The sequence below is a fragment of the Plantibacter sp. AC185 genome, from assembly GCF_979258065.1.
In genome coordinates this window covers 716005-730682 of sequence record NZ_OZ409831.1, presented here as the reverse complement: position 1 = coordinate 730682, position 14678 = coordinate 716005, and the positions used below count along the sequence as shown (strand labels likewise).

Genomic DNA, 14678 nt, shown 5'->3' with positions numbered 1-14678 from the left:
TGGTGCCCACGATCCCGTCGAGTCGGAGGAACCCATGGCGACCAGCATCCGGACGAAGCAGGAGCCGAAGGTCGTCGTGGCCGACACCGTGGCCCGGCTCCGACAGACCTTCGACCGCGGCACCACGAAGCCTGTCGCCTGGCGGCTCCGCCAACTCCGTGCGCTGAAGCAACTGCTCCTCGAACGCGGCGGCGAGCTCGAGCGGGCGCTGGCGACCGACCTGGGTAAGAGCGGCACCGAGGCGCAGATCACCGAGATCGGCCTCCTCGTCGGCGAGATCGATCACACGCTCAAGCACTTGAAGCGCTGGGTGCGGCCCCGACGCGTCGCGGTGCCACTCACCCTCGCCCCGGCGTCTGCATCGGTCGTGGCGGAACCGGTCGGCGTGGTCCTCGTCATCGGCCCGTGGAACTATCCGGTCCAGCTCTGCATCGGTCCCGTCATCGGGGCGCTCGCCGCGGGTGACGCCGTCCTCCTGAAGCCCAGCGAGCTCGCCCCCGCAACGAGCGCCGCACTCGCGCGACTCCTCCCGGAGTACCTCGATGACCGTGCCGTCGCGGTGGTCGAGGGCGATGCGGAGGTCGCCACCGCCCTCCTCGCCGAGCGGTTCGACCACATCTTCTACACGGGTGGCGCCACCGTGGGCAAGGTCGTCGCCCGGGCCGCGGCGGAGCATCTGACCCCGATCACCCTGGAACTCGGCGGGAAGTCACCGGTGTACGTCGACGACACCGTGGACCTCGCGGACGCGGCCCGCCGGATCGTCTGGGGCAAGCTCATGAACGCCGGCCAGACCTGCGTCGCTCCCGACTACGTGCTCGCGACGCGCTCGGTCGCCGATCGGCTCGTCCCGTACCTGCGCGACGCGATCGCGGCGATCTACGGACCGGACCCCGCCGGCAGCGCCGACTACGGCCGCATCATCTCCGACAAGCACTTCGCCCGGGTCAGCGGTCTGCTCGACGGTCTCGAGCCGGCCCTCGGCGGCGAGGTCGACGCCTCGGAGCGGTACATCGCCCCGACGGTCGTGAACGGCGTCGACGCTTCAGCGTCGATCATGCAGGAGGAGATCTTCGGTCCGATCCTGCCGATCCTCCACGTGTCCGGGCTCGAACAGGCCATCGCGCACATCCGGGCGGGGGAGAAGCCGCTCGCGCTCTACGTCTTCAGCGACGACCGCGCCACGCGGAAGCGGTTCACACGCGACACCTCCTCGGGCGCGCTGGCGTTCGGCGTGCCGGCCGCGCACCTCCTCGTGCCGGGTCTGCCGTTCGGCGGTGTCGGGGCCAGCGGAATGGGCGCGTACCACGGTCGCCATTCCTTCGACACGTTCAGTCACGCGAAGGCGGTGTTCTCCAAGCCGCTGTCCCCGGACACGCTGTCGCTCGTGTACCCACCCTTCACCGAAGCGCGCGACCGGATCGCGCGACTGATCTCGAAGACCGGCAGCACCGACGACCGCCGCTCGTGGGGAGCCCGTCGGTGAGCAGCGAACCCGTCGGCGACACCTCCGGTGAGCGCCTCGTCGACGCCATGCGGCAGATCCGCGACCGCTGCGTCTGGACGCAGGGCATCGACCACGACATGCTCGTGCCGTACCTCATCGAGGAGAGCTACGAGCTCGTCGAAGCGGTCGAGGCCGGGACGCGCGACGAGCTCGTCGAGGAACTCGGCGACGTGCTGTGGCAGGTCGTCTTCCATGCGGAGATCGCTTCCCGTGACGCCGATGCGCCGTTCGACTTCGACGACGTCGCCGAGGCCGTCACCCGCAAGATGGTCCACCGTCATCCACACGTCTTCGGCGACGAGGCGGCTCCGACCCCGGAGGACGTCGTGCGCGTCTGGAACGCCGCGAAGGCCGAGGAGAAGGCGAAGCGCAGCAGCGCGCTCGAGGGGATCCCGCAGGGGATGCCGTCGCTCGCCCTCGCCGACAAGGTGCTGGGCAGGGCCGTGCCGTTCGGAGTGGGGCCGACGGTCGACGCCGATGTCATGGACGACGAGGACGCGCTGGGGGAGCAGCTCCTCGCCGTCGTGGCGGCAGCACGGGCGAACGGGCTCGACGCGGAACGGGCGCTCCGGGGTGCCGTCCGTCGGTTGAGCGCGCGAGTGCAGGACGCCGAGCGTCCGGTGGCGTCTCCGACCGACGACTGAGCGAGGGGTCGCCGGGCGCCTGCTCACGGTGCCGGTTCCCCGCCATGCCAGAATTGAGGCATGGCAGCTCCAGTGAACCCGCCGCGCGGCATGCGCGATTTCCTCCCCGCCGACAAGGCCCGTCGGGAGCACGCGCTGGGCACCATCCGTCGCGTCTTCACCGCGCACGGTTTCGACGAGATCGAGACGCCCGTGGTGGAGGAGTACGACCGGCTGCACTCCGGCCTCGGCGGCGACAACGAGAAGATGGCGTTCAACATCCTCCGGCGCAAGCTCACCCCGGAGGCCATCGTGGCCGCAGCCGACAACCAGACCGAACTCACCGACCTCGGCCTCCGCTTCGACCTCACCGTGCCGCTCGCCAGGTTCTACGCGACGCACCGGGCTGAGCTCCCGCCGGTGTTCCGCTCGATCCAGATCGCTCCGGTCTGGCGCGGCGAACGTCCGCAGCAGGGCCGGTACCGCCAGTTCGTGCAGTGCGACATCGACATCATCGGAGAGTCGTCGAACCTTGCCGAGACCGAGCTCATCATCGCGACCCTCGGGGCCCTCGCCGAGCTCGGCATCACCGGCTGCAGCGTGCGGATCAACGACCGCCGACTCCTCATCGGCATGCTCGAGTCGCTTGGTTTCCCCGCCGATGAGCACGCGCAGGTGCTCATCACGATCGACAAGCTCGACAAGATCGGTCAGCAGGGCGTGGTCGCCGAACTGCGCGACCGTGGCGTCGACGCCACCGCCGTCGACGCGCTCGAGGCCTTCTTCTCCCGTCCGCAGACGATGGAGTTCAACACCTTCGGCGAGCGGGCTATCCGCAAGGCGCTGCCGATCGGTGCCGACGACGCCGTCGTCGCGGAGCTGGACGCACTCGGGAAGGCTGTCGCCGCGGCCACCTCCCTCCAGGGTCAGCCGGCCGACCCCTTCGCGAACCCGCTCGTGTTCGATCCCTTCCTGGTGCGGGGCATGGGGTATTACACCGGCGCCATCTTCGAGATCGCGCACCCCGACCTCGGGTACTCGCTCGGCGGCGGCGGTCGCTACGACGGCATGATCGGGCGCTTCCTCGGCCAGGACGTCCCGGCGGTCGGGTTCTCGATCGGCTTCGAGCGCATCGTCGACCTCATCGAACTCCCCGCCGGTGCGGCCGCGGATGCCGTCGTGCTCGTGCACGACCGGGACGTGCCTCCGGTGACGCTCGTGGCGTTGAAGGCCAAGCTCGTCGCCCAGGGGCGTCGGGTGCGCCTCGAAGCCCGCGTGAAGAACGTCAAGGCCCTCCTCGACCGCGTGTCGGCGGCCGGCTTCGGTGCTTTCGCGTTCGTGTCGGCCGACTCGACGCTCGAGTCGCTCGAGTTCAAACCGCTCGACTGACGATTCGCCCACCCGCTTTCCGCTCCGCGGCGCGCTTCCGAGCCGCTGCCCAGCTCGTCGGTGCAGGATGGAACATTCGGCCGGATCGCCTCCCACGAGCGATCCGTCCGCTCTGCCCCCGATCGAAGAACTGGTTCCCCCGATGAGCGTCATGGCCCCTGCAGCGCGCCCGCAGCGCGCCCCGGAGTCGACCGGCTCGCCGCGCCGCCGGGTGAGCATGGTGCGGCGCCGGGCGACCACGCTCGCGCTGGCCATCGGCGTCCCGCTCGCCCTGCTGACGGCCGCCCACGCCCTCGTCCCCGACATCCTCGGCCTCGGGCTCGTCTGGGACAACGCCCTGCCGTGGACGTGGGTCGTGCTGCCGGTGCTCTTCCTCGTCCTCCTCGTCGCCCGCACGCCGGGCGCCGTCATCGGTCTCCTCGCGCCGACGCTCGTCTGGGCCTTCCTGTTTGGTCCCGGCGTCCTCCCGATGGGTGACGCACGCTCGGCTGTCCCCGCCGGGGCCTCCCTCACGGTCGCCAGCCAGAACCTCGGGCCGGAGGGCGATCCCTCGGTCATCGCGGCTTCCCTCCAGGCCAGTGGGGCGGATCTCATCGCGCTCCAGGAGATCGAGGACCACGACCGCGAACCGCTCGCCGCCACGCTCGACGAGCAGTACCCGTACTCCGTGCTCACGGGGACGGTGGGGCTCTGGAGCCGCTATCCGATCGCCGACTCGGTCGGTCTGAAGCTCGGCCTCGACTGGTACCGGGCGATCAACGCCGTCGTCGACACCCCGTCCGGGGCCGTGAGCGTCTATGTGATCCACGCCGACTCCGCGCGTCCAGGCGCGCACGCCGAGCGGGACGTGATGCTCGCGGAGTTGGCCGACACCGTCGCGGCGAACACCCGCGATCGGATCGTCGTCATGGGCGACTTCAACGCCTCCGCCTCCGACCGGGCGCTCGCCGCACTCCAGAGCGAGGTGTCGGAGCCCAACCAGAGCGAGGGCGGCTTCGGACTCACCTGGCCGGCCGGGACACCGCTCATGCGACTCGACCACGTCTTCGTCCGCGGCATGACCGCGACCCACAACGCCGTCGGCGACGCCGAGGGCAGCGACCACCACGGCATCGTGTCGAGCTTCCGGCTCGACCGCTGACCGCGCGCCTCGGGCGACGATCTGCGGCTCTGCGCCCGTTCAGCCGATGTCACTAGACTGAGCGCGGGCGGCCGTCGTACCCGTCCCACGTCCCAATCCCCACAAGGAGAACATCAGTGGCACTCATCGAGGCAGTAGGCGCTCGCGAAATTCTCGACTCCCGAGGCAACCCGACCGTCGAGGTCGAGGTGCTCCTGGAAGACGGCACGGTCAGCCGTGCAGCAGTCCCATCCGGCGCATCGACCGGTGCGTTCGAAGCGTACGAGCTGCGTGACGGCGATGCCGCGCGTTACCTCGGCAAGGGTGTCGAGAAGGCGGTCGACGCCGTCCTCGACGAGATCGGCCCGGCACTCGAGGGCATCGAGGCGGACGACCAGCGCCTCGTCGACCACACCATGATCGAGCTCGACGGCACCGAGAACAAGAGCCGCCTGGGCGCGAACGCGATCCTCGGTGCGAGCCTCGCGGTCGCCCGTGCCGCTGCGGACTCCGCAGACCTGTCGCTCTACCGCTACGTCGGCGGCGCCAACGCCCACGTCCTCCCGGTCCCGATGATGAACATCATCAACGGTGGCTCGCACGCCGACACCGGCGTCGACATCCAGGAGTTCATGATCCTCCCGATCGGCGCTCCGAGCTTCCGTGAGGCGCTCCGCTGGGGCACCGAGACGTACCACACGCTCAAGGGCCTGCTGAAGTCGAAGGGCTTCGCGACCGGCCTCGGCGACGAGGGTGGCTTCGCCCCCGACTTCGAGCACAACCGTGCGGCCCTCGACTTCATCGTCGAGGCCATCGAGAAGGCCGGTTTCACGGTCGGCACCGACATCGCGCTCGGCCTCGACGTCGCCTCCAGCGAGTTCTACAAGGAGGGCGCGTACCAGTTCGAGGGCAAGGCGCTCAACAGCACCGAGATGACCGCGTACTACGCCGACCTCGTCGCGAACTACCCGCTCATCACCATCGAGGACCCGCTGGCCGAGGACGACTGGGCAGGCTACGCCCACCTCACCCCCGAGCTGGGCTCCAAGGTCCAGATCGTCGGCGACGACCTGTTCGTCACGAACCCGAAGCGTCTCGCCGACGGCATCGCCAAGGGTGCGGCGAACTCGCTGCTCGTCAAGGTCAACCAGATCGGGACGCTCACCGAGACGCTCGACGCGGTCTCCCTCGCGCAGAGCTCCGGCTACACGACGATCCTGTCGCACCGCTCCGGCGAGACCGAGGACACCACGATCGCCGACCTCGCGGTCGCCACGAACGCGGGCCAGATCAAGACCGGTGCGCCTGCGCGCAGCGAGCGGGTCGCGAAGTACAATCAGTTGCTGAGGATCGAAGAGGAGCTGGGCCAGGCAGCCGTCTACGCCGGCCGCAGCGCCTTCCCCCGGTTCACCGCCTAAGCATCGTCACCTGAAGGCTCTCAGGGGTGCCGATCGGCACCCCTGAGAGCCTTCGTCGTGTGCGGGAGGCGCCTGTGAAGAAGCCATCGATGCCGGCCGGCGGCGAGTCGAAGCCCACGCCGTCCGGCAGCGGAGCAGCGTCCTCCTCGTCCTCCGGCTCGTCGAAGCAACGACCGACGTCGAAGCCCCGATCGAGCTCCGCGGATGCCTCCTCCAAGCGCGCCTCCTCGTCGTCCAAGCGCCCGACTGGAGCCACCGCGAAGCCCGCGCGCTCCGCAGGCACAGCCCCGCGGTCGACGACGAAGGCACCGCGATCCGCGTCGGCCGGTTCCTCGGCACCGCGCTCGCGGACCGGCTCGACACGGACCGCCTCGGCACGCCAGTCGGACGCCGGCGGCTGGTTGCGGAGTCTGCGACTGTCCGGGTTCAGCGTCCTGCTCCTCGGGATCCTCGTGCTCGGGGTCGTCGTCCTGGCGCCGAACCTCAAGACCTTCCTCGAGCAGCGGCAGCAGATCGCCGCGCTGGAGGCCGGTGTCGCCGACACCCAGAAAAAGGTGGACGCGCAGCAGGCCGAACGCGAGCGCTGGAACGACCAGAGCTACGTCATGACGCAGGCACGCGACCGCCTGTTCTACGCCCTGCCCGGCGAGGTCAGCTACATCATCATCAACGACGTCGACCCGGCCTCGTTGCCCACCACCGAGACACCCGTGAGCGACACGCTCGTCGACTCGCAGTCCGACTGGCTCGACGGTCTGCTGTCCTCGCTCGTCGCCACCGGCTACTCGCCGGCCCCCGTCGCGACCGACACCCCCGTTCCCACGCAGACGACGCCTCCCGCCGGCGGCTGACGTCCGGACACAGTGGTGAACCCGGCGATAATGGAACCATGAGCACCCCTCCCTTCGGCCCCGTCTCCGAGCGCGACGTCGAGATCGTGTCGGCGCAACTGGGACGCCCGGCCCGAAACGTCGTCGGCATCGCGGCGCGCTGTGTCTGCGGCGCCCCGACGGTCGTTTCCACCGCTCCTCGCCTGGCCGACGGCACGCCGTTCCCCACGTTCTACTACCTGACCCACCCGGCCGCCACGGCCGCGGTCTCCTCGCTCGAGGCGACCCAAGTGATGAACGAGTACAACGAGCTCCTGGCCGAGGACGAAGCGGTCCGCGCCGACTACGCCACCGCACACACGGCCTACCTCGCCGACCGCACCTCCATCGCCGAGGTCGCCGAGATCGACGGGATCTCCGCCGGAGGTATGCCGGTGCGGGTCAAGTGCCTCCACGCGCTCGTCGGCCACGCCCTCGCGGCTGGTCCGGGCGTCAACCCCATCGGCGACCTCGCGCTCGACCGCGCGAGCTGGAGCCCCGAGGTGTGCGCATGCGCGGACGGCCAGGCGGGGCAGGGATAGGCCCCGCACGCGACGGGGGTCGCCTGTGGGGGAGTGACGGTCCGCGACGCGGAGACCGTCGTCGTCCGCGCGGCCTCCGAGGTGCGCTGTCGGCGCTGTCCGTGGTGCTCCTGGCGTTCCTGCTCGTGGGGACGCAGGCGCTCCCGGCGTCGGCGGACACGGTGCGCGACATGCAGTACTGGCTCGGCGACTACGGCTTCACGACGGCGTGGGAGACGACGAAAGGCGCCGGTGTCACCGTCGCCGTGATCGACACCGGCATCGCGAGCGGTCCTGCGGAGTTGACCGGTGCGGTCGCGGGTGGCGTCGACGTCTCCGGGCTCGGGAGTCCCGACGGCCGGACACCGGTGGGCTCCGAGGGGAGCGAGCACGGGACGTTGGTCGCCTCGATGATCGCCGGACGTGGTCGCACGGGCGGTGCCGGGGTCATCGGTGTGGCGCCAGAAGCGCGCCTGCTCTCCGTCTCGGTCGGGTTCGGCTCCGACGGGTCGGCCGTCGTCCCCTGGGACGATCAGATCGCGACCGCCGTCCGGTGGGCGGTGGACAACGGCGCCGACGTCATCAACATGTCGCTGACGCGCAACAGCCTCGACTGGCCGACGAGCTGGGACGACGCCTTCCTCTACGCCTTCTCGCACGACGTCGTCGTGGTAGCCGCATCGGGTAACCGGGGGAGCGGGACGGTCGAGGTCGGTGCTCCGGCGACGATCCCGGGTGTGCTGACCGTCGCCGGTGTCGACCGTGCGGGGTCGGCGAGCTTCGACGCCTCGAGCCAGGGCATCACGATCGCCGTCGCTGCGCCGAGCGAGCAACTCGTCGGGGTGACGCCCGCCGGGTCCTACGTGCAGTGGCAGGGGACGAGCGGGGCGGCGCCGATCGTCTCCGGACTCGTGGCCCTCGTCCGCTCCGCCTGGCCGGAGCTCAGCGCCGCCGACGCCATCAAGCGCGTGACGGCAACGGCGAAGCAGGTGGGCGACTCCGCGCAGAGCCCCATTTACGGTGCAGGACTCATCGACGCCGCGAAGGCGGTCAGCGGTTCCGTCGGTCCGGCGGCGACCTCGCCGGAGCAGCAGCTGTCCGACTGGATCACGCTCTACCGACGGGCACCGCAGGTCCCCGATCCCGATCCGGGTGCCGAGCAGCCGTCGCCGACACCGGAGCCGGTACCCCCGGCGATCCCGGAGAACGAGGCCGTCGAGGTGCGCGCGAACCCGTTCCTCCCGACGCCGAGCACCCTGCTCTACGGCTCGCTGCCACTGGCGCTCCTCCTCGGAACTGGTAGCCTGGTCACGCTCGGTGTCATAGGCGCTACCAGGCATTTCAAGCGGGTGCTGCAGAAGTAGTACTCTGTTCCGATATTCTCAGACACTCATCTGAACCAATCGTCTTGACGTAGGAGATCGTTCGCCGTGCCCAAAATTCTGATCGTCGGTGGTGGTTACGCCGGGTTCTACACCGCATGGAAGCTCGAGAAGCAGCTTCGTCGTGGTGAGGCCGAAGTCACCATGGTCGACCCGCTGCCCTACATGACCTACCAGCCCTTCCTGCCGGAGGTCGCCGCCGGTTCCATCGAGCCGCGTCACGCGGTCGTCTCGCCGCGTCGCCACCTGAAGCACACCAACGTGATCACCGCCAAGGTCACGGGCATCAACCACGCCGAGAAGAAGGCGACCATCACGCCCGAGGTCGGTGAGCCCTGGGAGGTCGACTACGACATCATCGTCGTCACCGCCGGAGCCGTCTCCCGCACCTTCCCGATCCCCGGTGTCGCCGACACCGCGATCGGTCTCAAGACCATCGAAGAGGCCGTCGCGATCCGCGACCGCGTGCTCTCCAACTTCGACAAGGCCGCGAACCTGCCGGCCGGGCCCGAGCGCGACCGCCTGCTGACCTTCACGGTCGTGGGTGGCGGCTTCGCCGGTATCGAGGTCTTCGCCGAGCTGCGTTCGTTCGCGAGCTCGCTGCTGAAGTTCTACCCGCAGCTCTCCTTCGAGGACACGCACTTCCACCTCATCGAGGCCATGGGTCGCATCATGCCCGAGGTCAAGATCGAGACGAGCCACTGGGTCCTCAAGAACCTGGCCGAGCGCGGCGCGCTCGTGCACCTCGACACCCAGCTGCAGTCGGCTGTCGACGGCAAGATCGAGCTCTCGACCGGTGAGTCGTTCGAGTCCGACCTCATCGTCTGGACCGCCGGTGTCATGGCGAACCCGGGCGTCGTCCGCGGTGGCGACCTCCCCGTCGAGGAGCGCGGTCGCATCAAGACCCGCGCCGACCTCCGCGTCGGCACCGACGACGACATCGTCGAGGGTGCTTGGGCAGCCGGCGACGTCTCCGCCGTCCCCGACCTCAGTGGTGGTGGCGTCGGTGGCTTCTGCGTGCCGAACGCTCAGCACGCCGTCCGTCAGGGCAAGCTCCTCGCGAAGAACATCACCGCGGTCCTCCGTGGCGAGGAGCCGAAGAACTACTTCCACAAGAACATGGGTGCGGTCGCCGGTCTCGGCATCGGCGTCGGCGTCTTCCAGTCCGGCAACCTCGCGATCAAGGGCCTCCCGGCCTGGTTCGCGCACCGCGGGTACCACGGGCTGGCCATGCCGAGCTTCGAGCGCAAGTTCCGCGTGTTCGGTGGCTGGTGGAACAACTTCTGGCTGGGACGCGACATCGTCTCCCTGTCGGCCGTGCAGAACCCGCGCGAGGCCTTCGAGACCTTCGCGTCGCGCCCGAAGCCCCCGGCAGACGCTGCTGCCCCCGCAGCAGCTCCGGCGGCACCCGCAGCGGCTGAGAAGCCCGCTCGCAAGGCTCCCGTGAAGCGCAAGCCGAAGGCCGCTCCGGCCGAGGCCGCAGCGCCAGCCGCCGAGGCCCCCGCTGCCGAGGCTCCTGCCGGCACCGGCGCCCCGACCGGTGCCGACGACGAGCAGGCTTACGCGACGCCCGCTGAGGAAGTCAGCGCGAACAAGTAGTCCGGTCCGGAGCCCAGCGCTCCGTTCCTCGAGAGGCGCATGTCATCCGGTCCGCCGGGGCATGCGCCTCTCGGCGTTCGGCGCCTCGATACGATGAGGTGCACGCCCCCGTAGCCCAACTGGCAGAGGCAGGCGACTTAAAATCGCCGCAGTGTGGGTTCGAACCCCACCGGGGGTACGACGCCGTACCGCCAACCCGCATGGAAGGATGGACGCATGGCTACCCGCACGATCACGACGCTCGTCGACGACCTCGACGGTTCCGACATCCCACGCGGGCTGGGGGAGACGGTCCGGTTCGGTATCGACGGCGAGAACTACGAGATCGACCTGACCGACGACAACGCGGCGGCACTGCGCGAGACGCTGGCGTCGTACGTCGAGGCCGCGCGACCCGTCATCGCGTCGGCATCGCTCCGCCGGCTGCACTGAGCGGTCTGCACGTTCGCCTCGATCCTGCAAGGGTCCCTGCCGGGCGGGGGAGCGCGACTAGCGTGCTCAGCATGAGTACTCCGAGCGACCACGACCACGCACTGAACGACGACGAGCAGACGAGCAAGGACCGCACGTACAGCCCCTCCAGCGAGGCGGAGACGGCGGCCAAGCAGGACGACGGGCAGCCCGTCGTCCGCGATCCCGACATCGCCTCCGGCATGATCAACGTCGCCCCCGGCACCGGTGGTCCGGACGACACCGGCGACGTCGACGTCGACCCGGGTGAGCTCCACATCCCTCGCGATCCCGACAGCGCGCACTGAGACAACGATGCCTCGGGCGTTGACCCCTGAACGGGGTGCACAAAACGCACGACGCGAACGCGACACGACGGTGTTGCGTCACGCAAGGTGCCTCCAGTCCGCTACCTTCGAGGTGGGGGCGTCACCCGTGAGCCGGTCCCGGAAGCCGCAAGCTTCTTGGTCGACCGGTTGCTAGACGCCTCAAGTGAGGGCGAGGTATTCGGGTTACCTCGCCCTCACGCTTGCCCGCCGCATCTTCCGGCCCGGCCGCACGTCCTCGACGGTAGGCTGAAACGATGCAGGAGATCACCCCCACCGAACTGAGCAAGCTCGAGCAGGCCGTCATCATCGACGTCCGCGAAGCCGACGAGGTCGCCGTCGCCAGCGTGCCCGGTGCCCGACACCTGCCGATGTCGTCCTTCCTCGACCACCTCGACGAGGTGCCCCGCGAAGAGACCGTGTACGTCATGTGCCACTCCGGCGGCCGCAGTGCCCGCGTCACGGGCTACCTCGAACAGCAGGGCTACGACGCCGTGAACGTCACCGGGGGCATCTCCGAGTGGGCCGCCAGCGGCCTGCCGGTCGAGCGTCCCGCCGACGCCGGCTGAGTCGTCCCCGACGATCGGATCGCGATCGTCGCGTCCCCTGGCGCCCGGGCGATTGGATCAGCGCCGCTTGCGTCTTGCGATCTCGTCCGCGAGCTGCTGCACCAGCGCGGGGTCCGCGTCGCGCGCGAGGGCGACGTAGTGGTCCATGACGTCCGGGCGGTAGCGCACGGGCAACGTCTGTCCGGGGGCGAGTCGAGTGAGCTCCGTGATCGTGAAGTTCTCGTCGGCGATCCCGCGGAATGAGCGGCCGTCGGCGGTCTCCACGTCGAGCATCAGGACCAGGCGTGGATTGTTGTTGACCTCCCGCCAGTCGACGAGGACACCGAGCGCCAGCGTCCCCGTACGCAGTTCGGCGTTCCGCTTGCGAGCATCTCCGCTGAGGGCCGGATTCGGGGCGACGCCGGGGAAGGCGGGCCCGACGCCCAGTGCTTCCCGACTCAGGTCAGGCCTGAGCTGCGCCATGAGATCGTCGAGCTTCTTCTTCGAACCGAACATCCCGAACCCTCCCGCACCTCGGCACCGGGTTCTCGACTCGGTGTGTGGCCTTCACCGCGATTGTAGGGCAGGGCCGTTCCCAACCGCCGTCGCCGGAGGAGTGTGGCCTAGCGTGCCTCGATGAGCGGCCGGAGGTGACGGTTCCAGGCCCACGTCCCAGCGCCGACCGCCGCGAAGGCGAGCGACCCCAGCAGGAGTCCGACGAGCGTTTCACCCGCGCCCGGAACCGTCGCCGTCGGGCCCAGGAGCCCGAACAGGAGCGTGAAGCCCACGAACGCGCTGCCGAGCCACACCAGCCTCGACCAGGCGAGGATGGCGCGTCCACCGAGTGGCCCGAGGGGGAGGAGCGCGATCGACGCGGATCCGATCCCCGCGATCGCGGTCAGGTTCACGGCCTCGACGAGCATCGCGCCTGCACCGCCGCTCGGCTCGCCGGCCAGCGCCGACACGAGCCAGGCGATCGAACCGAGCCCGGCGGCCGCAGCGATCCGGGCCAGCGCGAGGCGGCCCGCGATGCGCGGCGTGATGGCATCGGAATCGGTCTCCACCCAGGCTGTCGAGCCGGCGTCATGCGTTTCGGGTCTCCGGGTCGGCCGGAGTTCGGTCAGCAGTGCGAAGAGCAGAGCCGGCTGCAGGGTCAGGAGGCGTGAGAGCGCGGTGACGACACCGACCGTCACCAGTCCGCCGACACGGACGCTGACGCGCATCGAGCCCAGCCCGGCTCGGCGGGCGACGACGAGCTGTGCGAGGAGGCCCACGACGTTGATCGCGACCACGGCGACGAGCGAGGCGAACCACAGTCGGAGATACGCCGGCTGGCCGCTCACGGGGTGCGCGAACATGAGGATGCCTGCCGCGAGCACGGCGGTCACGACGGCCATCGCCGTGCGACTCGGGAGTGGGACGGACGGGACCCGCTCGAACTCGTCCCTCGGTCGGTTGCGCCCGGTCACCGCTGCACGACGACGGTCGGCGATCGTGGCGCGCCAGGGGGCGATGGAGGTCGCGAGGAGTCGGGCCGGGATCGCGATGAGCGCCACCGCAGCGAGGGCGAGGAGGGCGGCGAGCCACCAGACCGGCTGGCCGCGGCCGTCGATCGTGGAGGCGAGGGTCTGCGTGAACGGTGTCGTCCCCGACCAGAGCCCGCCACCGCCGCTGGGTGGGGCGGCGCCGGGCACCGGTTCGCCGCTGGGCGACGGGGTCGGCTGCTGCGTTCCCGGAGCGGGTGCCCCGGGCGCGGGCGCGGGCTCGGTGCCGTCGGACGGCGATGGGGAGGCGGACGGTGCAGGCGTGGCGGGCGTGGCCGATGCGTCGCCGAACGTCAGGGTGATCGCCCTACTCGCCCCGCTCGTGTTGCCCGCGGCATCCTGCTGGATCGCCAGGACGACGTGCGCGCCCGCCGGCACGCCACCGCCCGAGCAGCTCCAGGCGCCACCGGTGACGACCGCCGTGCAGACCGACGTCGAGTCGGCGAAGACCGTGACGGTCGCGCCCTCCTCGCCGGTGCCGGCGTAGCTCGCCGCCGAGATCGGCATCGCCTGTCCGGCCGTCGGTGAGGACATCACGGGCGGAGCCGGAGCGTCGCGGTCGATGGTGAGCACGATCGGAGCGGACGCGTCGGAGCGCTGATTGCCGCTGAACGACGCCTGCTGCGTCGCCGTCACGGACAGGTCGCCGGTCGGCAGCGGCTCGCCCAGCACGCAGAACCAACTTCCGGAGCTGTCCGCCGCGAAACTGCAGGTGGCACCGGAGTCGGCGCGGACCGTCACCGTCGCCCCGGGGTAGGCGGTGCCGCGGACGCCGCCGTTGCTCGGCGTCCCCTCGGTGATGGTGGGCGGTCCGAGCGCGGACACGGAGATCTGTGCGGAGAGCGTCTCCGGGCCGCCGACCTCCACGGCGGTGATGAGCAGTCCGCCGCCGTCGGGCAGGTCGATCGTGCAGGACCAGTCGGTGCTGTCGTCCTGCGGCAGGATGCAGACCGGCTCGAGACCGTCGCCGACCTGCAGCTGGACGCCCGTGCCGGCGTCCTTCGTCCCGGTGACCGTGGTGCTGCCGCTGCCGATGAAGGAACCGGAGCCGGGACTCGTGATGGTCGGACCGTCGAGTGGCGGTGGGGTCGGCGTTGCAGCGCTCTCGCTCGGGGTGGGGAGCGGCTCGGGCGTCGCTGATGCAGGACCCGCGACGGTCGTCGTCCAGAGTCCGGCCGAGAGGAAGACGGCGAGGAGGATCGCGACGCGTCCGATCGAGCGATTCGATCGGACTCCTCTTCCTGCGCGCGCGTGTTCCCCGGTCACCGTCTCCATTCCCCCAAGATCACCGCGGGAAGTCAACCTCCCGCGCCAGATCGGGTCACATTCCCGGCCGATCCGCACGGGAAAACCATCGCGACAGGTGCGCTCGGGCCAGCGGT

At 70.2% G+C, this 14678-nt stretch carries 14 protein-coding genes and 1 tRNA gene; 13 read left to right on the top strand and 2 right to left on the bottom strand.

Annotated features, from left to right (window positions below):
- Nucleotides 1-34 precede the first annotated feature (34 nt).
- From ACZZZB_RS03525 to ACZZZB_RS03465, 13 genes are all read left to right on the top strand, one after another.
- Complete coding sequence (locus tag ACZZZB_RS03525; RefSeq protein ID WP_463529011.1) at nucleotides 35-1486, top strand: aldehyde dehydrogenase family protein; 1452 nt, start codon at nucleotides 35-37, stop codon at nucleotides 1484-1486.
- Nucleotides 1483-2151, top strand: coding sequence for a nucleoside triphosphate pyrophosphohydrolase (locus ACZZZB_RS03520; protein WP_242664484.1), 669 nt, complete (start codon nucleotides 1483-1485; stop codon nucleotides 2149-2151). Before ACZZZB_RS03525 ends, ACZZZB_RS03520 begins: the two co-directional genes overlap by 4 nt.
- Before the next feature lie 60 nt (nucleotides 2152-2211).
- A complete protein-coding gene (hisS, locus tag ACZZZB_RS03515; protein WP_086473719.1) occupies nucleotides 2212-3519 on the top strand; it encodes a histidine--tRNA ligase in 1308 nt (435 codons plus the stop codon).
- Between the two features lie 151 nt (nucleotides 3520-3670).
- The gene (locus tag ACZZZB_RS03510; protein ID WP_463529010.1) at nucleotides 3671-4660 is read left to right on the top strand and encodes an endonuclease/exonuclease/phosphatase family protein; all 990 of its coding nucleotides are present in this window, start codon (nucleotides 3671-3673) and stop codon (nucleotides 4658-4660) included.
- A 116-nt stretch (nucleotides 4661-4776) separates the two neighbouring features.
- Nucleotides 4777-6057: a phosphopyruvate hydratase gene (eno, locus tag ACZZZB_RS03505; RefSeq protein ID WP_463529009.1), complete on the top strand. Its 1281-nt coding sequence runs from the start codon at nucleotides 4777-4779 to the stop codon at nucleotides 6055-6057.
- A 74-nt stretch (nucleotides 6058-6131) separates the two neighbouring features.
- The gene (locus ACZZZB_RS03500) at nucleotides 6132-6908 is read left to right on the top strand and encodes a septum formation initiator family protein (protein ID WP_202938719.1); all 777 of its coding nucleotides are present in this window, start codon (nucleotides 6132-6134) and stop codon (nucleotides 6906-6908) included.
- Nucleotides 6909-6946: 38 nt separating this feature from the next.
- Nucleotides 6947-7468, top strand: coding sequence for a DUF501 domain-containing protein (locus tag ACZZZB_RS03495; protein WP_124768964.1), 522 nt, complete (start codon nucleotides 6947-6949; stop codon nucleotides 7466-7468).
- 101 nt (nucleotides 7469-7569) lie between these two features.
- Nucleotides 7570-8811, top strand: coding sequence for a S8 family serine peptidase (locus tag ACZZZB_RS03490; protein WP_463529008.1), 1242 nt, complete (start codon nucleotides 7570-7572; stop codon nucleotides 8809-8811).
- 66 nt (nucleotides 8812-8877) lie between these two features.
- Complete coding sequence (locus tag ACZZZB_RS03485; RefSeq protein ID WP_083397291.1) at nucleotides 8878-10428, top strand: NAD(P)/FAD-dependent oxidoreductase; 1551 nt, start codon at nucleotides 8878-8880, stop codon at nucleotides 10426-10428.
- A gap of 104 nt (nucleotides 10429-10532) precedes the next feature.
- A tRNA-Leu gene (locus tag ACZZZB_RS03480) sits at nucleotides 10533-10606 on the top strand.
- Nucleotides 10607-10644: 38 nt separating this feature from the next.
- On the top strand, nucleotides 10645-10860 hold the full coding sequence (locus ACZZZB_RS03475) for a histone-like nucleoid-structuring protein Lsr2 (RefSeq protein ID WP_064296464.1): 216 nt from the start codon (nucleotides 10645-10647) through the stop codon (nucleotides 10858-10860).
- A gap of 71 nt (nucleotides 10861-10931) precedes the next feature.
- Entirely contained in the window at nucleotides 10932-11186 is a 255-nt protein-coding gene (locus ACZZZB_RS03470) for a hypothetical protein (RefSeq protein ID WP_138946673.1), read from the top strand.
- 275 nt (nucleotides 11187-11461) lie between these two features.
- Nucleotides 11462-11773 carry a rhodanese-like domain-containing protein gene (locus ACZZZB_RS03465; protein ID WP_064296463.1) on the top strand — a complete coding sequence of 104 codons (312 nt, stop codon included), beginning with the start codon at nucleotides 11462-11464 and terminating at the stop codon, nucleotides 11771-11773.
- Nucleotides 11774-11830: 57 nt separating this feature from the next.
- Here the strand turns inward: ACZZZB_RS03465 and ACZZZB_RS03460 are convergent, their stop codons facing one another.
- Together ACZZZB_RS03460 and ACZZZB_RS03455 are read right to left on the bottom strand one after the other, a co-directional pair.
- Complete coding sequence (locus ACZZZB_RS03460) at nucleotides 11831-12268, bottom strand: hypothetical protein (RefSeq protein ID WP_463529007.1); 438 nt, start codon at nucleotides 12266-12268, stop codon at nucleotides 11831-11833.
- A gap of 107 nt (nucleotides 12269-12375) precedes the next feature.
- Nucleotides 12376-14562 carry a hypothetical protein gene (locus ACZZZB_RS03455; protein WP_463529006.1) on the bottom strand — a complete coding sequence of 729 codons (2187 nt, stop codon included), beginning with the start codon at nucleotides 14560-14562 and terminating at the stop codon, nucleotides 12376-12378.
- Between the last annotated feature and the right edge of the window lie 116 nt (nucleotides 14563-14678).